This window comes from Arthrobacter sp. U41 (assembly GCF_001750145.1).
Taxonomy (GTDB): Bacteria; Actinomycetota; Actinomycetes; order Actinomycetales; family Micrococcaceae; genus Arthrobacter.
Genome location: NZ_CP015732.1, coordinates 1,320,226 through 1,341,761 on the forward strand (window position 1 = coordinate 1,320,226; position 21,536 = coordinate 1,341,761).

Below are 21,536 nucleotides of genomic sequence, written 5' to 3' on the forward strand. Positions count from 1 at the left end.
CACCGGCCGTTGACCCCTGAATCGACCAAACTCGACCTCGAAACAATGGGATGAGACCAGAGAGACGGGCCTGCGCGGCATCCCCCTTGACGATTGACCACCGCTGCTCAATCGAGCCGCGGTCATTATTACTACCAGCCCGCCAGAGGCTATCCGGCTAGTAGCAGCAGAAAGGCAAATCCAGATGAGCATAACCTTCCAGCCCAGCGAACTTTTCGAAGGGGAGCTAGACGAATCCCTACTCGGCCCGCCCCTCGCCGAGGTACTGAGCGACGACATCCCGACGCGAATCACTATTCCCTTTACGAGCGCTGACTCTCGCATTCTCTCTGGAGTCTGGGAAGCTGAACCAGGCCTTTCTCGGTGGGAGTTTTTGGAGCGCGGTGAGGTGATTCACGTCCTTGAAGGCCGAATGGTCATCACTGAGGATGGCGGTAAACCGGTCACTGTGGAAGCCGGAACTGCAGCCGTCTTTCCCATCGGGTGGCGAGGGACTTGGGAAATCCAAGAACGGATTAGAAAGTTCTTTGTAATTTTTGTGCCCTGACACAGAACTCTGCCGCTCCGGGCCCGGGGGCGCACTCCGGGCCCGACAGATGATCATGAGCGGGCTTTGCTAAGAACAACGAATCAGCACGACATCAGACTGCAAACGCGCCGTACGGGTAAAAGACTTCGTAACAACTCTGACCAACCAGATCACAGGGCGGATACTCGCCTCCGATAGGCAGGCCGCCGACGGCCAGCGACCAACACAACACCTAGCCCTCCATGGATGCAGCCCTGTTCCACTCCGCGACCTGCTTAACGTCAGCAGCGGAGAAGGAACTAACTCCGGGCCCGCCACCCAGGGGCTCGAACTTCACAGTAGAAAGGGCGCTGCTCGGTCGAGCAGCTGTCGACACCGCCAGCCGGAGACGGTGTCGGCGAGTAGCAGCAGAAGGGTAAATTCAAATGAGTATGACCTCCCAACCGAGCGAGCTCTCCGAAGGGAGGCTGGACCTATCCCTCGGTGACGGTGAGGACGCTGCGCTGAACCGGAGTGTTGCAAGGGATACTGTCCAGAGCGTCAGCTCGGCAGACGGCCCAGGTGCCACCCCAAGAACTGGTGCGGAAGAATCAACCTCCAATGAAGAGAAGAGCCCCAGCGAGGACCCCCTGAGGATACGGAACCAAGTAAGAGTAAGTGAGCCGCTCGAGTCAGCACTGGCCCAACGTTATGGTGCAGTGCTCTCCGATCTCGACGGCGTGGTCTACGCAGGTCCGTCGGCAATCCCCGGAGCCACCGAAGCGCTTGAAAAGCTCGAAGACATTGGCGTCGCACTGGCCTACGTAACCAATAACGCGTCTCGGTCCTCAGCCGAGGTAGCTGCCCACCTCCGGGCACTGGGAGCGCCGGCAACAGCTGAGCAGGTCTTTGGTTCCGCACTCGCAGGTGCGGAACTGCTGGCCGAGCAGGTGCCGCCAGGAGCCACGGTACTCGTCACGGGCAGCGCTGTTCTTGCCCGGCATGTCGCGGAGCAGGGATTGGTCCCCGTGACCACTGCCGACCCCCTTCCGGATGCGGTGATACAGGGCTTCGAGCCCACGCTCGGCTGGAAAGACCTGGCAGAAGCCGCGTTTGCGGTGGCGGGGGGCGCCGTCTGGGTAGCCACGAACACGGACATGTCCTTTCCACAGGCGCGCGGAATCGCACCCGGGAACGGCACTCTCGTTGCCGCAGTGAGTGCCGCCACGGGCAAAGCCCCAATAGTTGCAGGCAAGCCCGAAGCGCAACTATTCAAGACGGCGGCGAATCACCTTGGCGTCCACGAGGCGCTGGTGGTCGGGGACCGACTTGACACAGATATCCTCGGCGGGAACCGTGCCGGTATGGCCACTGCACTGGTGCTCACCGGGGTAGACACGGCGGAGAACGCGCTGGCCGCCGTGACCGAGCAGCGCCCCATGTATCTGTTCTCAGACCTCGGCCAACTGCATCAGCCGTACCCGGACATCACCGAGAGGGATGGTGTCTACACCTCCGGCGGATCTCGCGCGAACGTTGAAGATGGCGTCGTCATAATGGGCGGCGCACGCGAGAATGTGGACACCTGGCGGGCAGGCTGTGCGGCTTGGTGGGCGGCATCACCCCGTCAACACACAGCAAGTCTGCCGCCGCTGCGATTTCTTGACGAGGAATAGGCCATTGAGAAGTGAGGCCTTAGGGAGCCCTCGTCCTCGGCCAGAGTCAAATTACGCCACTGGGGTAACTTCACCTTGGCGGCAACGATTTATCAACCTTGAGTCTTTGGCGAAGACGCCCTGGATTGAAGGGCTACATTCCTCCATTGCGGGACCAACTAATTTGGGAGTTTTGATGACAGCACACATCGGTGTCACCGGCCTTGCGGTGATGGGGGCCAACCTCGCCCGCAACCTGGCCCGGAACGGCTTCACCGTTGCCCTGCACAACCGGTCCGTTGAGAAGACCGATGCCCTGCTGGCTAAGCACGGCACGGACGGCGACTTCATCCGCACGGAGACCCTGCAGGAGCTCGTCGACTCGCTGGAGAAGCCGCGCCGCGTGCTGATCATGGTCAAGGCCGGCAAGCCGGTCGACTCCGTGATCGAACAGCTCGAGCCGCTGCTGGAACCGGGCGATATCATCATCGACGCCGGCAACTCCCACTATGAGGACACCCGCCGCCGCGAGGCAGCGCTGGCCAAGAAGGATCTGCACTTCGTCGGCATCGGGGTCTCCGGCGGAGAGGAAGGCGCCCTTATCGGCCCCTCAATCATGCCCGGCGGCTCGAAGGAGTCCTACGACGCCCTGGGCCCGCTGCTGGAGAAGATCGCCGCCCACGTCGACGGCAAGCCCTGCTGCGCCTGGATCGGCACCGACGGCGCCGGCCACTTCGTCAAGATGGTCCACAACGGCATCGAATACGCCGACATGCAGGTCATCGGGGAAGCGTTCGACCTGCTGCGCTCCGGCGCAGGGATTGAACCGGCCGAGCAGGCCCAAATCTTCGCCGAGTGGAATAAGGGCGACCTCGCCTCCTTCCTGATCGAGATCTCCGCCGAGGTCCTCGGCCACGTGGATGCGAAGACCGGCAAGCCGTTCGTCGACGTCGTGGTGGACGCCGCCGGGCAGAAGGGCACCGGCCGCTGGACGGTCATCTCCGCGCTCGAGCTGGGCTCGCCGACCTCCGGCATCGCCGAATCGGTCTTCGCCCGGGCCCTGTCCTCCCAGACGGAGCAGCGGAAGCTGGCCCAGGAACTGCTCGCCGGCGGCGAGACCGACGTCGAGGTCCCCGAGAGCTTCGTCGAGGACGTCCGCCAGGCGCTGTACGCCTCCAAGCTGGTCTCCTACGCGCAGGGGCTGGACATGCTCACGTCGGCCGCCAAGGAATACGGCTGGGACCTGAAGCTGGACGAGATCGCGTCGCTCTGGCGCGGCGGCTGCATCATCCGCGCCGAGCTGCTCAAGGAGATCACCAAGGCCTACGCCGCGGCGGAGAAGCCGGCCAACCTGCTCTTCGCCCCGGCCTTCACCAAGGCGATCGCCGACGTCCTCCCGGCCTGGCGCCGCGTGGTCGCCACCGCGGTCCAGCTCGGTATCCCGGTTCCGGTATTCTCCTCCTCGCTGGCCTACTACGACGGCCTGCGCCGCAAGCGCCTCCCGGCCGCCGTGATCCAGGGCCAGCGCGACCTCTTCGGCGCGCACACCTACGGCCGCGTCGACGCCGAAGGAACCTTCCACACCCTCTGGGGCGAGGACAAGTCCGAAATCGAAGCCGTGGACACCCACTAGGCCTTCAAGACAGGATTCGCGATGCTTATGGCGTTCGCAAGATGACAAAGGAATTCTGTGCCGAGGCGGGTCTTCGGGGTTCACGAGCTGCCCGGCGATAGTCGTATCTACGTCCTTGCGAGAGAAGAGCGGAAATGGCCAAGCACGCCGAAATTCACATCCGCGATGGGAACTCACGTCTATTTCTGTGATCCCGCGAGCCCCTGGCACCGAGAACGCCAATGGCATTGCCGTCGATACGTCCCCAAAGGCATCGAGCTCAGCGTTGTTGTGGCAGCTGACCTCCGTCAGACGGCAGAAGAGATTAACGATTGCCCCCACGCCGTCCTCGAATGGGTTCCCGCGCGGGCGCACAAGGTCTCAAGACCCACGGCACACGGCACACCAGCGTCGACGACCTCGTGGCGGCCACTGCCGGCGAGCCTGATGGGTGGGGGAGTGGTCAGGACCAGCAGAAGCAAGGGTGCGCGGTTGCCGCTGTGCGCCTGCAGGCAGAGCAGCTCCCGAGGAAGCTGCTAGACATTGAACGTGGCGCCTTTCCTGAAGCCTTTGGCCTCCACTAAAAGTTGGATCGAGGGGCTGCTGTCGCACGTCGTACCCGAGGCCGGTATCTTCGGCTGAGCAAATCCGTCGGAGTGACGGGCACCTGCTCCTTAGGATGGAACCCATGACTGATCCGCGTGACCTCGCCCTTCCCCTCGGCTACACGGATCTCCTGAGTGAGCTCAAGCACCGGGTCAGGACTGCCCGCACCGCGGCGCTGCGGACGGTCAACACCCAGCTGATCGCGCTGTACTGGTCCATCGGGAACGACGTGAGGACACAGCAGGAGGGCCAAAGCTGGGGGAGTGGCGTCATAAAACGGCTGGCGGAGGATCTGCGCGCTGAATTCCCTGAGATGAAGGGGTTCTCTCCTCGGAACCTTCAATACATGACCACCTTCGCCAAAGCCTGGCCGGAATCCTCAATTGCGCAACAGCCTGTTGCGCAATTGCCATGGGGTCACATCACCGTGTTGCTCGATAAGATTCAGCCCCGGAAAGACAGGGACTGGTATGCCGCAGCTGCCGTTAACTATGGCTGGTCCCGGAACGTCCTCATGAACATGATCATGAACAAGACGCTGGAGCGCACTGGCGCCGCACCTTCTAACTTTGCGCAACAGCTTGTTGCGCCACATTCTGAGTTAGCGCAGCAGGTCGCCAAGGACCCCTACAACTTCGAGTTCCTGGGCCTGTCCGGTGAAGTCGCCGAACGCGACCTCGAGAACGCCCTGACCAGCCGGATCACGGAGACCCTGCGTGAGCTCGGACCCGGCTTCTCCTTCGTCGGCCGTCAGGTCCACTTCGACGTCGACGGGGACGACTTCTACGTCGACCTTCTGTTCTTCCACGTCGAACAATCCCGCTACGTCGTCATCGAACTCAAAACCGGCAAGTTCCAGCCCGAATATGCCGGCAAGCTCAACTTCTACGTCGCCCTCGTCGATGACGTCCTCCGGCGCGGCCACCACAACGAAACTATTGGCATCCTCATCTGCGGCACGAAGAATGACCGCAGCGTCCGGTACAGCCTGGGACGCTCCACTTCACCTATGGCCGTCGCCGCGTACACCTACGACAAGCTCCCCCCCGCGGAACAACAAGTACTTCCTAACGAAGGACACATCGTCGCAGCCCTGGAATGGGCAGAACCAGACGCCAAGGACAACGCCACTCCAGGGCAAGCCTGACGACCGAATAGTCATACCAAGACTGCTCCGGTCCTGCGGCAGGGAAAAGCCGAACCCATGGTGTATCTTGCATTTCGATCCAGTAAACGCATCAGAGGAGAGAATCACCGCAGTGGCAACCGATTACGACGAAGTACGTTCCGACGTCATGGAATCACAGGACCGTTCCCTGGAGGCCTTGCAATCCGCGAACGCACCGGATGCCAGAAGCGTCGTCCGCGACCTGGACGAGGCCGACGCGCTGGATGAGGCGATGACGCCCGGCGGAGAGTTCGTCGCCGAGGAACTGACCGTCCAAGTTATTCCCCAGGCCGGAGACGAGTTCACCTGCTACTCCTGTTTCCTGGTCAGGCACCGTTCCCAGCTGGCACGCGAAAAGGACGGCCACTCGTACTGCGTCGAGTGTGAAGGCTAGCGCGCAGCTCCTTCCTATGCCCGAACCAACAGCAACAGTGTGAGATCGCCCGCAAGCCGCTTACCACAGAACGGAATCTAGGCCAGCAAGCCTCCTGGAGCGGTCAATCTGGCGCCGGCGCACAAGGTCTTAAATCCAAGGCGAAATTATCCTCGACCGGTGAGCCTGACGGGTGGGGGAGTGGCCAGGATCATCAGGACCAAGGAGGTATAGTCGCCGCTGCGGCATCCAGCAATGGGCTGAGAATCCTATCGTTGGCAGGGGAACTTGTCGATCTCGACGGGCACCGCAACGGCCTGGGTGAGCCCATCGACCACTCAGCGGGTGAACTCCTAGGCTCACGAGAGGAGCCCTCCCGCTCTGCCTTCCATCCGTCTTCACCTGGTACTACGAGATAGCTATTGCGTTCAGCCATTTGAATCACCCCCGACGTAGCTGATGAAGGCAACGTACCAAACGGGGCCGACAGAATGTTGTCGGGAGGCGGAATTTTTCAAGCTGAACGGTACCAAGGGGAGTTAGGCGGCTGACTGTTCGGTGATGTCCTTGGGTTGGTTGATCCACGCGGGTCCGGGGAGGGCGAGGATTCTGGGGTCCCGGGTGGTGGTGAAGCGTTCGGGGTGTCTCGCCCGTGCGGCAGCGAGTGAGCTGCTGCGGTGATTTCGGACAGCGGAATTAGTGGATTCTTCTACGCTGCCAAGGCTGGCTGTTGATAACCATAGTGGACTTCGTTGGGCCGCCGGTAACCCAGCGCGGAGTGACGGCGCCGGCTGTTGTAAAACCCCTCGATGTAGCGAATGACATCTCTCCGGGCTTGTGATTTAGTCGCGTAAACGGTCCGATAGACGCGCTCGTTTTTCAGGGCTGAGAAAAATGATTCGGCCATGCTGTTGTCCCAGCACACGCCGGTGCGGCCCATCGAGGAGCGCATGCCCAGGCTGGCCACCAGGGCCCTGAAATGAGTCGAGGTGTAGACGCTGCCCCGATCGGAGTGCCAGATCGCGGACGGCTCGATCCGGGTTGTCTCGGCGGCGTTCCTGAGTGCGTCGGCGACGAGCTCGGTGCGCAGGCGGTTTCTGGGGGTCGACGCAACAGATGCGTGTTTTTTGGGTGTATTTCCCGGTGCTTTGAGGCTATCGCAAAGCGGCGGCCGGCGCGGTGCGTTCGGCTTTGAATCGTGCTGCCGGGGTGTCGTAGTCGAGGGTCTTCCGTGGCCGTTGGTTGAGTTCGCGCATCACGTGAGAGACGTGCTCAGCGCTGTGAACGGAGAGGTTGGTGCCTTTGGGGAAATATTGGCGGGCCAGCCCGTTGAAGTTCTCGTTAGCGCCGCGCTGCCAGGGGCTGGAGCGTTCGGCAAAGTAGACCGGAACCCCGGTCTTCTTTGTTAGTGCCTCGTGGCTGGCCATTTCCACGCCTTGGTCCCAGGTGAGTGTTCGCTTCAGGTGTGTTGGCAGGTTCGCGAACGCGCTGATGGCGGCCGCGTTGACGCTCGCAGCGGTGTGATCCAACGGCAGATTCACGATGATTCCGTACTGGGTTTTCCTTTCCCTGAGTGTCATCATCGCCGAGACTGACCCGACGCCGACGATGAGATCCCCTTCCCAGTGGCCGGCCTCTAGACGGGTTTCGACCTCGGCGGGCCGTTGGTCGATCATGGTCATGTTGCGGATCCGTGATCCCTGCCCGGTGCGGGTACGCCATCGCGTCTTGCGGACGCGGCGACCGGTGCGCAGCTTCGTGGCATACCGCTGGTGGAGGCCGTGGTCCTCACGCAGCAGCAATGCCCGGTAGATCGTTTCCGGGCATAACCGCATCGCCTGGTCATCGGGGTATGTCCTCTTCATCCACCCGCAGATTTCGTCCGGCGACCAGAAACGGTTGAGTTTGCGTTGGACGAGGGAGCGCAGCCGGGCGTTGGCAACGAGCTTATGCACTTTCGGTCGGGCCCGTTGCAGCCGGGCGTCATGATCGGCAGTACGGGGCAGGTAGAAGCCCTGCGCGTCCCGATGACGATCCAGTTCCCGTTTGATCGTGGAGGCGTGACGGCCCAATTCCACCGCGATGCGCCGCATCGAGTGCCCCAGCCGCAGCAGATCCGCGATCCGCAACCGCTCCCGCGCATCCAGGTACCGGCCCGCCGTTACGGACGGCACTGTGATGGATGGGATCTGGAAATTGCTGGCTCGACGCAGCTGCGTCCCCGTTCTTCTGTGCATACCAAGAAGTCTGCACGCTTCTGCGTTGCTCACCCCGTTGCGCATCAGCTGCCAATACTTCTCGGCCCGTGCAGCACGGCGTTGCTGCGCCTCTGAGAGCACCGAGCCGAGCATCTGGTCTGCATAACGACCGGAGGAGAGGAAAGCGGCGTGCTGCGCCGCCGTTGCCGCGTTCCGCTCTTTCGATAGACGCGATAATCGGTCGCGCTCGAGGTTCAGGCTGAGGCGGTCCGTCAGACGCAATTGGCCCTGGCACCGCCCAACGGTCACCTTGGACTGACGCAACTGGTCGAAGCGATTGTGCATCCACCGATACCCGGTCGAACGGCTCACACCGGCATTCTTAGCTGCCTCCCCAAGGCTTTTCCCGCGATCAAACGCCGCCCAAAACTTGGCCTCCTCGTCCACGTCTACTCGAAGATGATGGCGGTCCTTGACCAAGCCGACGTCGGCTTCCCACGCCACGAGCCGGGACGTGGTGAACCCCAGCTCCGCCGTCGTCTCGCTCGGAGTCTTGCCATCGCGACGCCGCTGCAAGTATTCCTCGCGCAGCCAGCGGTAGCCGACCTCTTTATCAATGCCAGCATGTCGGGCGGACGGTTTGAGACCATGCCCGTGCTTTACCGAGGCAAGAAACCGGATACCTGCTGCTGAAGAGGAACTGAGATGCATGTCGAACCACCTTGAAAGAAGGTGTTGCTTCGATCAACAGAATCCGGTCCTGGCTACCAGGCTCCTGCTGCTTTGGACCCCTCTCCAGTCCCGCGCCTCGCTGCTGGGGCGGCCGCAATGGTTTCAGAGCGATCGATTAACGGCTTGGTCAGCTCCTCCAGCGTTCCGCAGCTGCGCCACACCCGCCGCGGGTGTTGCGCGCCTTGGCTGCCCCTTAGCCTTGCTTCAGCGGTTGTTCAGCCGCATGCTGTGTCGCGGCCCAGCTGGCGAGCAGCCGCAGCGCGTCCTCGGTGGTGGACCCGGGCTCGGCGGTATAGACGAGCAGCGACAGCCCGGCGTCGGCCGAGAGATCCAGGGCTTCGTACATCAGGTGGAGGTCCCCGACCACGGGGTGCCGGAGTTGCTTCAGCCCGGTGTAGTGCAGGCGCACGTTGTGGGCCGCCCACCGGGTCCGGAATTCCTCACTGCGGGTGGACAGTTCCCCGACGAGGTCGGTCAGGCCGCGGTCGTAGGGGTCCCGGCCGGCCTCGGTGCGGAGGATCGCCACCGTGTCGTTCGCGGCGCGCTCCCAGTCCGGGTAAAACCCGACGGAACGGTCGTCCAGAAAGACGAACCGGGCGTGGTTGGCCGGGCGGACGGGGCTGACGTACATCTCCGAATACAGGGCGAAGCCGAGCCGGTTGGCAGCGAGGATGTCCATCCGCCCGTTACGCACAAACGCCGGGGCATTGGTGATCGCGTCCAGCATGAGCTGCACGCCCGCGCGGACCGGCTGGGTGGTGGCGCGGCGGCGCTGCGGCCTGCGGCTGCTGCTGGCGGCCCGGGCCAGGTCGAACAGGTGCGCCTGCTCCGCCTCATCCAGCTGCAGCGCCCTCGCCAGCGCTTCCAGGACTCCTTCGGACACTCCGGAAAGGTTCCCCCGTTCCAGCCGGGTGTAATACTCGACACTGACCCCGGCCAGCAGGGCAACTTCCCCGCGCCGCAGTCCGGGGACGCGGCGTTTGCCGCCGTAGACCGGCAAACCCGCCTGTTCCGGTGTGATTTTCGCCCGCCGCGTGGCAAGGAAGTCCCGGGTCTCGTTCTGGTTGTCCATACCTTCAACGGTAGAGGGTGCCGCCCCGTGAGGGAGTCCCTGCCAGTACCCCTAACAGCAGGGCCTCCCTCATCGGCGGCCGAGTGGTGTTTGATGGATAGTGCCCCGTATGACGACCGGGCCGAAAAGCCGCACCTGACCGGTGCCGGACGCCGGGGCATCCCCCAAACCATCCACAAGCAGGAGATCCATGCTTACCGTTAACGCTTACGCCGCCCCCTCCGCGACGGAATCCCTCGTTCCGACCACCATCGAACGCCGGGACGTCGGCCCGCACGACGTCCTGATCGACATCAAGTTCGCCGGCATCTGCCACTCCGACATCCACACCGTCCGTGGCGACTGGGGCCCGCAGCAGTACCCGCTGGCACCGGGCCACGAAATCGCCGGCATCGTTTCCGAGGTCGGCTCGGCCGTCACCAAGCACGCCGTCGGTGACCGGGTCGGCGTCGGCTGCATGGTGAATTCCTGCCGCGAGTGCGTCAACTGCCAGAAGGGCGAGGAGCAGTACTGCCTCGCCGGGAACACGGGAACGTACGGCGCCGTGGACCGCGACGGCACGATCACCCAGGGCGGTTACTCCACCCACGTGGTGGTGACCGAGGACTTCGTCGTGCGGATCCCGGAGGGCATCGAGCTCGACGTCGCCGCACCCCTGCTCTGCGCCGGCGTCACCACCTACTCGCCGCTGCGCCACTGGGGTGCCGGACCCGGCAAGAAGGTGGCCATCGTGGGCCTCGGCGGCCTCGGACACATGGCCGTCAAGCTCGCCCATGCCATGGGCGCCGAGGTGACCGTGCTGTCACAGTCGCTGAAGAAGCTAGAGGACGGGCTGAAACTGGGTGCGGACCACTACTACGCAACCAGCGACGAAAACACCTTCGCGGATCTGGCAGGCTCCTTCGACCTGATCATCAACACCGTCAGCGCGAAGATCGATATCAGCTCCTACCTGCAGCTGCTGACCCTCGACGGCGCCCTGGTGAACGTGGGCGCCCCGGCTGAACCGCTGCCCGTCAACGCGTTTGCCCTGATTACGGGACGCCGGTCTTTCGCCGGATCCATGATCGGCGGCATCCGGGAGACCCAGGAAATGCTCGACTTCTGCGCCGAGCACAAGCTGGGCGCCGAGATCGAGGTCATCCCGGCCGGGAAGATCAACGAGGCCTACGAGCGCGTGCTGGCCTCCGACGTGCGGTACCGCTTCGTGATTGACACCTCCACGCTGAGCTAGCCCACGCGGCGGCGGCCAGGAGTCAGGGGATGGGGCCCGGCCGGTTTTCAACCGGCCGGGCCCCATCCATATTCCTACAATGCATGAGACCTCACAGCGTCGCTCTGTGCCGGTGCCACGACACGGAAAAGTACCGGGGGACACCCCCGACGCCGGACCGTTCAGGTCATTCCGTGAAGGGAACCTTCGTCCAGGCGAGCACTTCCCCGGTGGCCTCGCTGTTTGCTCCCACGGTGAACTTCACATAGTTGGTGGCATTGGCGGAGCCGTCAACGGTGATGCGTTGCAGGTCATCGGCGGCGGTGTCCTGGCCGTAGACCTGAAGCCAGGGTGACGCGCCCCCGAGGGGATGGTCCTCGGCGTAGACGTGGCTGTCGCCGTTGACCAGGTACACCGGGGCGTCGAAATTGTTGGTTTCCTGGACCAGAGTGTCGATGATTTCCCGGAAGCCGGACATGGCGGCCGGGTCCGCAGTAGCGGCCGCCAGCAGCGAGGGGTCGAACATGTCGGCCTGGGCCATGATTACCACGGCCCGGTCATTGCGCCGGGCTGCGTCGGTGAAGGTTTCACGCAGCTGCTCGACGGCAGCGTCGATCCGGTGTTCGACTTCGGCCTTCTGCTCCGGCGTGGTTTCGGTGCGGCCCAGCCCGGTCCACGGCTGCAGCGAATTGTTGCTGCCCTGGATATTTAGCACAGAGAAGGCCACACGGTTGCGGGTGAAGCGGACGTTTTCGGGCAGGCCAACAGCGTTTTGCGACTTGACCGGCATGGTCGCGCCGAGGGTCTTTCCGGCGGTCGGAAAGAAGACCTGTCGCAGTTTGTCCAGGCGTTCCAGGGGGTTGTAGGCGCCGTTGTTTTCCCGGTGGCAGTCCACCCATTCGTTGTCGCCCGGCGTGTAGACCAGGGGGTGCTCGAACGTGTCGAAAGCGGCACGGATGCTGGTGAAGTACCCATCGGTGCAGGCCGAGGAGCCGTTCTTGATGTCGCCGACGTGGGCCACGAAGTCGAGATCCCGGTCGGCGTTGATGTCCCCGATCCTGGAGGGGAACAGTTCGGCTTCCCGCTGGCCGTAGGGGATGTCTCCGATCACGCCAAAGCTGAAGGATTCGTGCGCGGTGTCCTCGGGCGGGACAGGAGCTGCGTGGGCCGGCGCGAGTGTAGTGGCGGCCGTGAGCACGGCAAGGCCGGCGGCGGCAAAAAAGCGAAATGGCATGGAGAGTCTCCCGGGCTGAACAAGGTCACGTGGTGAAACGGTCCCTGTCAGTGTGGTCAGCCCCGGTGAGCAGCAGGGGGCCGCCGAATGGCCCGCCGGTGAAAACCCGGGAATCTCTGCAGTTCCGTGCGGTGCTCCGAGGGGTTGCGATGGGAAAACTCCGAAGGGCAATGCAGCACAAGCCGGCCCCCTTCCGGTTCCGCTGGGCGGAAGTCCCACCTTGCCCGGGGCCCCTTGGGCGGGCACGCTGGCAGGATGACCAAACTGCAGCCCGAAGCCAATCTTTCCGGCCTGGACATCTCCGCGGGCATCGAGGCTGAGCCCGACGGCGTCGTCGTCCTGGACCCGGAACTGGCCGCCCTCTGGGATCTCGCGGCACCGTATTTAAAGGTCCGCGACAACGACGCCCACACCCTGTACGCCTTCGGGCTCGCCCGTGCCCTGCTCGATGCGCACCCGCAGGCGGACGCCGCCGTCGTCCTCCCCGCGATCATGCTGCACGACATCGGCTGGTCGCAGGTGCCGCCGGCAGAGGTCCTGGCAGCGATCGCGCCCGGCGGCGGCAGGCCTGATCTGGTGCTGCTGCACGAGAAGGAAGGCGCCCGGCTCGCCGCCGGAATCCTCGCCGCGGCCGGGTACGACGCAGGGAAGGTGCCGGCCATCCTGGACATCATCGACGGCCACGACTCCCGCCGGGAGGCACTCTCCATCGAGGACGCGATCGTCAAGGACGCGGACAAGACCTGGCGGCTCAGCCCGCACGGCATCGACACGGTGATGGACTGGTTCGGCCTGGACCGCGGCCAGGCCCTCCGCCTCTGCAGCCAGCGCGTCCACGGGCATCTGTTCACCGCAGAGGCCCGGGCCATCGCCCTGGCGCTGTCCGCGCTGGAGTCGGTGACGCTGTGGCCGCAGCGGCAGGCGCTGCCCGGCGGAGCGTAGAACAGCCGGAAACCGCGACGGCCGGCCCCGCCGGTTTGCGGACCGGCCCGGCCGGGCTCTGACTACGCGCCCAGCCGCCGGTACTTCTCCAGCCTGCGCGGCAGCAGCTCGCCCATTCCCGCGGAGGACAGTTCAGCCAGTTCGTACTCGATGGCCTGTCCCATGCGCTGGCAAAATGCCTTGCCCTCGAGCGCGGCGTCGCTGCGCTCGTCGACAATGTGTTCCACCAGCCCGTTGGCGTAGAGGGACGCCACGTTCACGCCCTGGGCCTCGGACATGGCCGGTGCGAAATCCGGGGTCCGGTGGACGATGGCGCTGGCGCCCTCCGGAGGGAGCGGGGACAACCAGGCGTGCTGGGCCGCGATGGTGCGGTCCGCCGGCAACAGGGCCAGGGAGCCGCCGCCGGCTCCCTGTCCGAGCAGTACCGACACGGTGGGGGTGCCCAGCCCGATCAGGTCGTGCAGGGACCGGGCGATCTCACCGGCCAGCCCGCCTTCCTCGGCCTCCTTGGAGAGTGCGGCGCCGCCGGTGTCAATGACGGTGAGCAACGGCAGCCCGAGTTCCTCGGCGAGCCGCATTCCGCGCCGCGCTTCACGCAGCGACGCGGGCCCCATCGCAGTCGGCTCCGAGGGCCGCGGCCGGGTGTGCCCGATAACCACACAGGATTTCTGGCCGAAGCGGGCCAGGGCCAGTTGCAGGCCGGGGTCCTTTTCGCCCTGGCCCGTGCCGTTCAGCGGGAGCACATCCAAGGCTCCATGGGCCAGCAGCTGCCGCAGGTCCGGCCGCCGCGGGTTCCGTGAAATCTCGATCGATTCCCAGGCGCCGGCGTCGGACGGTTTTACGGACAGGGTGGCCGGTGCGGTGACCTGCGGATTCGGTCCGGCGACCAGAATCCGGAGGGCGCGGTCGAGGACGTCGGACAGTTGCCCCGCCGGGACCACGGCGTCAATAAGCCCCTTGTCGAAGAGGTTCTCGGCCACCTGGACGTTCTCGGGAAAGGGTATGCCGTTCAGCGCCTCGTAGACGCGGGGACCAAGGAATCCCAGCAGGGCACCGGGCTCGGCGACCGTGACGTGGCCGAGCGAACCCCAGGAGGCCATAACGCCTCCGGTGGTGGGATGCCGAAGATAGACCAGGTAGGGCAGTCCGGCCTGGCGGTGCAGCCGGACGGCTGCGCTGATCTTCACCATGGACAGGAAAGCGAGGGTGCCTTCCTGCATCCGGGTGCCCCCGGAGGCGGGGCCCGCCAGGAGCGGCAAGCCCTCCCTGGTTGCCCGCTCGACGGCGTTGACGATCCGTTCCGCCGCGGCGAGGCCGATCGAGCCGGCGAGAAAGCGGAACTCGCTGACGATGACCGCAACGCGGCGGCCGCGGATGAGTCCCTCTCCGGTGAGGACGGATTCGTCCACACCGGTTTTCGCCCGGGCGGCTGCCAGTTCCTGCCGGTATTCGGGCCCTGCGGGAGGGTCCGTCACGGCCGAGTCCCAGCTGCGGTACGATCCGGGGTCCAGCACGGCGGTGATCAATTCCGTGGCGTCAAGATGCCGGACTTTCTGGTCCGCCAGCACGGTCAGTGCCCTTCCCGGGACGGGCCGGCTCCCGCGGCGGGCACCAGTCCGAGCCACTGCCGGATCTGCTCGCCGTCCTGGTCCAGCAACGGCGGCGCGGTGTGCGCCTTCGGCGTGGTTTCGGCAGTGTCGGCCGCGCTGAAGAACCGCAGCGGAGGACCGGGCAGGCTCACGTTTCCGAGAATCTTATGGTCGACGTCGATCACGAGGCCCTGCGAGTGGACCTGCTCCCATTTGTACACTTCGTCCAGGGTCCTGACCTTTCCGGCCGGGATCCCGGCCTCGTTCAGTTTGGCGAGCAGCGGCTCGGCCTCGAACTCGGAGAACACCCGCTCCACTTCCTCGAGGACTTTCTCGTGGTTCCGCACACGGTCCGCATTGCTGGCGAATTCCGGCCGCGTCGCGTCGATCCCGAACGTGGCAGCAAATTTACTCCACAGCTTCTCGCTGCCGACGCTGATTTGGACCCGGCCGCCCCGGCAGTGGAACAGCCCGTACGGGGATATGGAGGGGTGGTGGTTGCCCTGAGCCCTCGGCACCTCCCCGGCGACCGTCGCCCGGGTGCCCTGGAAGGCATGCACCCCGATAATTGCCGCGAGCAATGACGTCCGGACGATCTGGCCCTGACCGGTGCGTTCACGCTGCAGCAGGGCCGCCAGCGTGCCGAACGCCCCGTACATGCCGGAGAGCAGGTCTGCGATCGGGACGCCCACGCGCTGTGGATCGTCCGGCCCGGACCCGGTCAGGGACATCAGGCCGGCCTCGCCCTGCAGGATCTGGTCGTAACCGCTCCGCTGGGATTCCGGCCCGTCGTGCCCGAAACCGGTGATCGACAGGACCACCAGCGCCGGATTCAGCGCATGCATCTCCGCGGCGGAGAACCCGAGACGGTCCAGGACGCCCGGGCGGAAGTTCTCGATCACGACGTCGGCGCGTTCCAGCAGCTCGCGCAGGACCGTTCGCCCGTCGTCGCTCTTCAGGTCCAGGGCAATGGATTCCTTGTTGCGGTTGCAGGACAGGAAATACGTGGCCTGGGGATCGTCCTCGGGGCCGACGAACGGGGGCCCCCAGCCGCGGGTGTCGTCTCCGGTACCCGGGTTTTCGACCTTGATCACCCGCGCACCCAGGTCCGCCAGCATCATCCCGGCGTGCGGGCCGGCGAGGGCGCGGCTCAGGTCCACCACAACGTACCCCGCAAGGGGTCCTTCGGTTTGAGGAGTGGAATCAGTGTTCATGGTGGTGTTCCTTCTCTTGCTTATCGTGCAGCTGCAGGTCCGGCGATGCCGTGGGTTGCGGTTTTACCGGCTACATCCAGCCCGGGACGACCATGATCAGCCAGGCGATGGCGGGTCCGGCCACGACGACGATGCCGCTGTAGCCCAGGATCTGCTTGTAGAAGCGCTCCTTGTCCATGCCTTCGGGTGCGTTGGCCAGCACCAGGGCGCCGTTGGTGGAGAAGGGGGACACATCCACGATCGTCGAGGCCACGGCCAGGGCAGCGATCACGCCGACTGCGCCGATCTCTCCGGAGGCCAGGAACGGCACCGCCAGCGGAATGAGGGCCGCAAGGATGGCGGTGGAGGAGGCGAACGCGGAGACGATGCCACCGATGTAGCAGATCAGCAGGGCGGCCAGGAGTGGCATTCCAAGGCTCGCCACACCGCTGGACACGAATTTGATGGTGCCGGCTTCTTCCAGGACGCCCACGAAGGTGAGCATGCCGCAGATGAGCAGGACCGTGGACCAGCTGATCTTGTTGACGGCGCCCTTTTGGGCGGCCGGGGACACGAGGGCCAGGACGATGGCGATGGTGATGGAGACGAAACCGACGTCCACCTTGAAGCCCAGGGAAATGACGGCGAGGGCGATGAGACCCAGGATGGTGACGATCTGCGGCACCGAGGCACGGGGATCCGTGGTGGCCGGGCCGCCTGCCGGTGATTCCTTGGACGTAACCGAGGTGCCCTTCGATGAGACGCCGGCTGAGGAAATGTCGGACCCTGAACCCTGCAGCGTCACGCCGGCCGCGCGGGCGCCCAGGCTGACGGACATGCGCTTTTCAGCAGCCTGTTCCACGACTCGTCCGGCCGGGGTGGACAGCAGCTTGCTGCCGCCCAGAACCAGGAAGAGGACCAGTGCAATGGCGAGGTTGAAGAAGAAGCTGGCCAGGAAGATCGCCATCGGGTTGGCATCCAGGTCGGTCTTGGCAATGATGCCGTTGACTGTGACGCCGTAGACGGCGATGGGGGAGAACCCGCCGGCCTGGGCGCCATGGATCACCATCATGCCCATCATGAGCGGGTTGATCTTGTGCTTGGCCGCGAAGCTCAAGGCGATCGGCGCGATGATGGCGACAGCGGCGGGTGAGAGGGCGCCAACGGCGGTAATCAGGGCGGTGATGGCGAACATGACCCAGGGGATGAGGGCCACTTTGCTGCCGACCATCCGGACGGCGCCCCGGACTAGGAGGTCGATGGTGCCGTTGTTTTGCGCAATGGCGAAGAGGTAGGTCACCCCGACGATGGTGAGGAACAGGCCGCCGGGGAAGTTGGCGAGGATGTCGTTGGTGGACATACCCAGCACGACGGAGCCCAGCAGGAAGGCCCCCACGAAGGCCAGGGCGCCCATGTTGAGCGGCAGCACGGTGGCGAGCAGGAACATCACCACCAGGATGATGATTGAAAGGACGGGAGCGGACATCTTTGTTCCTCCGGATAGAAGTAGTAAGCGACAGGCTTAGTGGCCTAGCCTCCTAGACACTAGGTGTCCTTGTCAATAGTTTTTCGGTAGTCTTAGTCCCGAGGACCTCGCCGGAAGGACGCGCATGGCTAAGCAAGCAGCAATGAACCAGATTTCCCGCGTCACGCGGCCCCGGCTCTATGAGCAGCTCGTGGAACAGATCATGGACTTCATCGAGTCCGCCCAGCTGGGTCCAGGGGACACGCTGCCGGCGGAACGGGAGCTTGCCGAGCGGCTGGGGGTTTCGCGGGCCACGCTGGCCCAGGCTCTCGTGGCGTTGGAGGTGCTCGGCGTCATCGACGTCCAGCACGGCACGGGCGCGGTCCTGGTCTACCGACCCAATGTTCCGTCCGTGATCAAAGGCCTCCGCGAACACCGCAGCCGGCTTCCCGAGATCGCCGAGGCGCGAAGCACGCTTGAGGTCAAGCTGGCCGAGCTTGCCGCGGACCGGCGCACCGACGCGGACATGAAGGCCATCGAGAAGGCGCTCGATGCCATGGCTGAAGAGGTTGCCTCAGGTGCCCGGGGTGCGCACGGCGACGAGCTGTTTCACCAGGCCGTGACCGCCGCCGCGCACTCGGCAGTGCTGGCGCAGCTGATGACGTTCATCGCCGGCATGATCCTGGAAACGCGCATTGAATCGCTGGGGCAGCCCGGCCGGCCGGAGGAATCGCTGGCCTCGCACCGCAAGATCGCCAACGCGATCAGGGCCAAGGACGCCGAGGGCGCAGCGGCGGCGATGCTGGAGCACATTGCCATGGTTTCCGATGTTGCCCTGCTGAAATAGGCGCCAGCGCCGCTGCTAGCATGACCGTCATGGGAAACCCCGAGACGCATATTGCCGACACCCACGATCTGATCCGGGTGGTCGGCGCGCGCGAGAACAACCTCAGGGACATCAGCCTGGAGATCCCGAAGCGCCGGCTGACGGTGTTCACCGGCGTCTCCGGTTCGGGGAAAAGCTCGCTGGTGTTCGCCACGATTGCCGCGGAGTCGCAGCGGATGATCAACGAGACCTACAGCGCCTTCGTGCAGGGTTTTATGCCGACTCTGGCGCGGCCCGACGTCGACGTCCTGGAGGGCCTCACGACGGCGATCATCGTCGACCAGGAGCGGATGGGTTCGAACCCCCGGTCCACCGTCGGCACCGCCACGGACGCCAACGCGATGCTGCGGATCCTCTTCAGCCGGCTCGGGCAGCCGCACATCGGCTCTCCCAACGCGTACTCGTTCAACGTCCCCTCGGTACGGGCCAGCGGCGCAATCACGATCGAGCGCGGCGAGGGCAAGACCAAGACCGAAAAGGCGACCTTCAACCGGCTCGGCGGCATGTGTCCGCGCTGCGAGGGGATGGGCTCGGTCACCGACTTCGACCTGACTGCGCTCTACGACGACAGCAAGTCGCTCAGTGAGGGCGCGCTCACGATCCCCGGCTACAGCATGGACGGCTGGTTCGGCCGCATCTTCAGTGGCTCCGGCTTCTTCGACATGGACAGGCCGATCAGCAAGTTCACGAAGAAGCAGCTGCATGACCTGCTCTACAGAGAGCCGACCAAGATCAAGGTCGAGGGCATCAACCTCACCTATGAGGGGCTGATCCCCAAGATCCAGAAGTCCATGCTCTCCAAGGATGTCGATGCGATGCAGCCGCACATCCGCGCCTTCGTGGACCGGGCGATCACGTTCACGACCTGTCCCGAGTGCGAGGGCACCCGGCTCAGCAAAGAGGCCCGGTCCTCGAAGATCAACGGGAAGAACATCGCCGAGGTCTGCTTGATGCAGATCAGCGACCTGGCCGACTGGGTCAGGGACCTGGACGCGCCCTCGGTCGCCCCGCTGCTTGCCGGGCTGCAGCACCTCCTCGACTCCTTCGCGGAGATCGGGCTGGGCTACCTCTCGCTGGACCGGCCCGCCGGAACCCTGTCCGGGGGAGAGGCGCAGCGGACCAAGATGATCCGGCACCTCGGCTCGTCACTCACCGACGTCACCTATGTCTTCGACGAGCCAACGATCGGGCTGCACCCCCATGACATCCAGCGGATGAACCAGCTGCTGCTGCAGCTGCGGGACAAGGGCAACACGGTGCTCGTCGTGGAGCACAAGCCCGAGACCATCGCGATCGCCGACCACGCCGTCGACCTCGGCCCCGGAGCCGGCACCGCCGGCGGCGAAGTGGTGTTCGAGGGCACCGTGGAGGGGCTGCGGGGAAGCGACACCACGACCGGCCGCCACCTCGACGACCGGGCAACCCTGAAGGATTCGGTGCGTTCCTCCGGGGCCGTAATGGAGATCCGCGGCGCGTCCACAAACAACCTCCGGGACGTCGACGTCGACATCCCGCTCGGAGTGCTCTGCGTGCTCACGGGAGTGGCCGGATCCGGGAAGAGCTCGCTGGTCCAGGGCTCGGTCGCCGGCCGGGACGGCGTCGTCGTGATCGATCAAGGTGCCATCCGCGGTTCGCGCAGGAGCAACCCGGCGACCTACACCGGACTGCTCGAGCCGATCCGCAAGGCCTTCGCCAAGGCCAACGGCGTGAAGCCGGCGCTGTTCAGCGCCAACTCCGAGGGCGCCTGCCCGGTCTGCAACGGCGCCGGCGTCATCTACACCGACCTGGGCGTGATGGCCACCGTCGAGTCCACCTGCGAGGAGTGCGAGGGGAAGCGCTTCCAGGCGGCGGTGCTCGAGTACACGCTCGGCGGCCGGAACATTGCCGACGTGCTGGCGATGCCGGTCACCGAGGCGACCGGGTTTTTCGACTCGGGCGACGCGAAGGTCCCGGCCGCCCACAAGATCCTCTCCCGGCTCTCCGACGTCGGGCTGGGGTACCTCAGCCTCGGGCAGCCGCTGACCACACTCTCCGGCGGCGAACGGCAGCGGCTCAAGCTGGCCACCCAGATGGCCGAGAAGGGTGACGTCTACGTCCTCGACGAGCCGACCACCGGCCTGCACCTGGCCGACGTCGCGCAGCTGCTCGGCCTGCTCGACCGGCTGGTCGACACCGGCAAGTCGGTCATCGTCATCGAGCACCACCAGGCGGTCATGGCCCACGCCGACTGGATCATCGACCTGGGACCCGGCGCCGGCCACGAGGGCGGCCGGATCGTCTTCGAGGGAACACCCGCTGACCTCGTCGCCGGCCGCTCCACGCTCACCGGCGAGCACCTCGCGGCCTACGTGGGCAGCTGACCGGGGGCCTCGGGACCGTCCCCTGTCCCGCAGCCCTATCCGGAGGAGACCCGCGGTCCTAGAGTCGTGCCATGGCGACACGACGCAGGACAGTGGACGGGGACCGGGGGAGCAGCGCGGCCTGGGTGTGGTGGAACGCCGTCCGGGTCCACCGGCAGGGCCCCGAGGCGATCCGGCACCGGCAGCAGGCGCGGCTGGCTGAGTTGGTGACCTACGCACGGCAGCACTCGGCTTTTTACCGGGACCGGTACCAGGGGCTGCCCGAGCCTATCGAGGATGTCACTTTGTTGCCGGTGACGAACAAGGGCGAGCTGATGGCCCACTTCGACGAGGTGGCCACGGATCCGGCGGTGACGCTGGTGGCGGTTCAGGAGTTCGTGGCGGACCCGAGCCGGATCGGGGGCCGGTTCGCCGGGAAGTACCTGGTGGCCACCACCGCCGGAACCACCGGCACCCGGGGTATCTTCGTGCTCGATGACCGGTACTGGGCGGTGACCTCAGGCCTGATGGGCATCCTGGCCGCGAAATGGCTGTCCTGGCGGGACGTGATGGGGCTGGTGCGCCGCGGGTCTCGGTTCGCCGAGGTCGTCGCCACCGGCGGGCACTTCCTGTCCGTGGCCGCCGGCACCCGGGAGAGGCGGGAGAAACCACGGCGTCACCGCAGCCTGGGAGTGTTCTCGGTCCACACCCCAATGCCCCAGCTGGTGGCCCAGCTCAACGGCTTCGGCCC

At 65.2% G+C, this 21,536-nt stretch carries 16 protein-coding genes and 1 pseudogene; 9 read left to right on the top strand and 8 right to left on the bottom strand.

What is annotated here, in order from left to right; all coding sequences use genetic code 11:
• Positions 1–184: 184 nt before the first annotated feature.
• The 5 genes from ASPU41_RS06170 to ASPU41_RS06195 all read left to right on the top strand — a co-directional run bounded on the left by ASPU41_RS06170 (position 185) and on the right by ASPU41_RS06195 (position 5,943).
• Positions 185–547 carry a cupin domain-containing protein gene (locus ASPU41_RS06170; protein WP_069950177.1) on the top strand — a complete coding sequence of 121 codons (363 nt, stop codon included), beginning with the start codon at positions 185–187 and terminating at the stop codon, positions 545–547.
• Between the two features lie 680 nt (positions 548–1,227).
• Positions 1,228–2,184, top strand: a complete 957-nt coding sequence (locus tag ASPU41_RS06175) for an HAD-IIA family hydrolase (protein WP_069952517.1) — start codon at positions 1,228–1,230, stop codon at positions 2,182–2,184.
• Positions 2,185–2,359: 175 nt separating this feature from the next.
• The gene (gndA, locus tag ASPU41_RS06180) at positions 2,360–3,796 is read left to right on the top strand and encodes an NADP-dependent phosphogluconate dehydrogenase (protein WP_069950178.1); all 1,437 of its coding nucleotides are present in this window, start codon (positions 2,360–2,362) and stop codon (positions 3,794–3,796) included.
• Positions 3,797–4,463: 667 nt separating this feature from the next.
• Complete coding sequence (locus tag ASPU41_RS06190; protein WP_069950180.1) at positions 4,464–5,528, top strand: PDDEXK nuclease domain-containing protein; 1,065 nt, start codon at positions 4,464–4,466, stop codon at positions 5,526–5,528.
• Positions 5,529–5,640: 112 nt separating this feature from the next.
• A complete protein-coding gene (locus ASPU41_RS06195; RefSeq protein ID WP_069950181.1) occupies positions 5,641–5,943 on the top strand; it encodes a DUF4193 domain-containing protein in 303 nt (100 codons plus the stop codon).
• Between the two features lie 688 nt (positions 5,944–6,631).
• Here ASPU41_RS06195 and ASPU41_RS21955 read toward each other — a convergent pair.
• The 3 genes and pseudogenes from ASPU41_RS21955 to ASPU41_RS06205 all read right to left on the bottom strand — a co-directional run.
• Positions 6,632–7,018, bottom strand: a pseudogene (locus ASPU41_RS21955) (integrase core domain-containing protein); the annotation flags it as partial.
• Between the two features lie 58 nt (positions 7,019–7,076).
• Positions 7,077–8,831, bottom strand: a complete 1,755-nt coding sequence (locus tag ASPU41_RS06200) for an IS30 family transposase (protein ID WP_083266386.1) — start codon at positions 8,829–8,831, stop codon at positions 7,077–7,079.
• Between the two features lie 214 nt (positions 8,832–9,045).
• A complete protein-coding gene (locus ASPU41_RS06205) occupies positions 9,046–9,924 on the bottom strand; it encodes a helix-turn-helix transcriptional regulator (protein WP_069950182.1) in 879 nt (292 codons plus the stop codon).
• Positions 9,925–10,114: 190 nt separating this feature from the next.
• Between ASPU41_RS06205 and ASPU41_RS06210 the strand changes: the two genes are divergently transcribed.
• Complete coding sequence (locus ASPU41_RS06210) at positions 10,115–11,158, top strand: NAD(P)-dependent alcohol dehydrogenase (RefSeq protein ID WP_069950183.1); 1,044 nt, start codon at positions 10,115–10,117, stop codon at positions 11,156–11,158.
• 166 nt (positions 11,159–11,324) lie between these two features.
• Here ASPU41_RS06210 and ASPU41_RS06215 read toward each other — a convergent pair whose 3' ends face one another.
• The gene (locus ASPU41_RS06215) at positions 11,325–12,371 is read right to left on the bottom strand and encodes a hypothetical protein (protein ID WP_069950184.1); all 1,047 of its coding nucleotides are present in this window, start codon (positions 12,369–12,371) and stop codon (positions 11,325–11,327) included.
• A gap of 255 nt (positions 12,372–12,626) precedes the next feature.
• On the opposite strand from ASPU41_RS06215, the gene ASPU41_RS06220 reads away from it, so the two are divergent.
• Entirely contained in the window at positions 12,627–13,313 is a 687-nt protein-coding gene (locus ASPU41_RS06220) for an HD domain-containing protein (RefSeq protein WP_069950185.1), read from the top strand.
• A 62-nt stretch (positions 13,314–13,375) separates the two neighbouring features.
• Here ASPU41_RS06220 and ASPU41_RS06225 read toward each other — a convergent pair whose 3' ends face one another.
• The 3 genes from ASPU41_RS06225 to ASPU41_RS06235 form a co-directional block, all read right to left on the bottom strand.
• Positions 13,376–14,881 (bottom strand): carboxyl transferase domain-containing protein, encoded by a 1,506-nt coding sequence (locus ASPU41_RS06225; protein ID WP_069950186.1) that lies wholly within the window; start codon positions 14,879–14,881, stop codon positions 13,376–13,378.
• Positions 14,882–14,883: 2 nt separating this feature from the next.
• On the bottom strand, positions 14,884–16,116 hold the full coding sequence (locus tag ASPU41_RS06230) for a CaiB/BaiF CoA transferase family protein (RefSeq protein WP_069950187.1): 1,233 nt from the start codon (positions 16,114–16,116) through the stop codon (positions 14,884–14,886).
• 70 nt (positions 16,117–16,186) lie between these two features.
• Positions 16,187–17,581, bottom strand: a complete 1,395-nt coding sequence (locus ASPU41_RS06235; protein ID WP_069950188.1) for an SLC13 family permease — start codon at positions 17,579–17,581, stop codon at positions 16,187–16,189.
• A 124-nt stretch (positions 17,582–17,705) separates the two neighbouring features.
• Between ASPU41_RS06235 and ASPU41_RS06240 the strand changes: the two genes are divergently transcribed.
• Both ASPU41_RS06240 and ASPU41_RS06245 read left to right on the top strand, forming a co-directional pair.
• A complete protein-coding gene (locus tag ASPU41_RS06240; protein ID WP_069950189.1) occupies positions 17,706–18,407 on the top strand; it encodes a FadR/GntR family transcriptional regulator in 702 nt (233 codons plus the stop codon).
• A 29-nt stretch (positions 18,408–18,436) separates the two neighbouring features.
• On the top strand, positions 18,437–20,806 hold the full coding sequence (locus tag ASPU41_RS06245) for an ATP-binding cassette domain-containing protein (RefSeq protein ID WP_231941185.1): 2,370 nt from the start codon (positions 18,437–18,439) through the stop codon (positions 20,804–20,806).
• A gap of 367 nt (positions 20,807–21,173) precedes the next feature.
• Here the strand turns inward: ASPU41_RS06245 and ASPU41_RS23270 are convergent, their stop codons facing one another.
• Positions 21,174–21,401, bottom strand: a complete 228-nt coding sequence (locus tag ASPU41_RS23270) for a hypothetical protein (protein WP_231941186.1) — start codon at positions 21,399–21,401, stop codon at positions 21,174–21,176.
• Positions 21,402–21,536: the final 135 nt, after the last annotated feature.

Coding starts and splice junctions, on each gene's coding strand:
- ASPU41_RS06170 (WP_069950177.1), top strand. CDS start 185: ATGAGCATAACCTTCCAGCCCAGCGAACTTTTCGAAGGGGAGCTAGAC.
- gndA (WP_069950178.1), top strand. CDS start 2,360: ATGACAGCACACATCGGTGTCACCGGCCTTGCGGTGATGGGGGCCAAC.
- ASPU41_RS06190 (WP_069950180.1), top strand. CDS start 4,464: ATGACTGATCCGCGTGACCTCGCCCTTCCCCTCGGCTACACGGATCTC.
- ASPU41_RS06200 (WP_083266386.1), bottom strand. CDS start 8,831: ATGCATCTCAGTTCCTCTTCAGCAGCAGGTATCCGGTTTCTTGCCTCG.
- ASPU41_RS06205 (WP_069950182.1), bottom strand. CDS start 9,924: ATGGACAACCAGAACGAGACCCGGGACTTCCTTGCCACGCGGCGGGCG.
- ASPU41_RS06210 (WP_069950183.1), top strand. CDS start 10,115: ATGCTTACCGTTAACGCTTACGCCGCCCCCTCCGCGACGGAATCCCTC.
- ASPU41_RS06215 (WP_069950184.1), bottom strand. CDS start 12,371: ATGCCATTTCGCTTTTTTGCCGCCGCCGGCCTTGCCGTGCTCACGGCC.
- ASPU41_RS06220 (WP_069950185.1), top strand. CDS start 12,627: ATGACCAAACTGCAGCCCGAAGCCAATCTTTCCGGCCTGGACATCTCC.
- ASPU41_RS06230 (WP_069950187.1), bottom strand. CDS start 16,116: ATGAACACTGATTCCACTCCTCAAACCGAAGGACCCCTTGCGGGGTAC.
- ASPU41_RS06235 (WP_069950188.1), bottom strand. CDS start 17,581: ATGTCCGCTCCCGTCCTTTCAATCATCATCCTGGTGGTGATGTTCCTG.
- ASPU41_RS06240 (WP_069950189.1), top strand. CDS start 17,706: ATGGCTAAGCAAGCAGCAATGAACCAGATTTCCCGCGTCACGCGGCCC.
- ASPU41_RS06245 (WP_231941185.1), top strand. CDS start 18,437: ATGGGAAACCCCGAGACGCATATTGCCGACACCCACGATCTGATCCGG.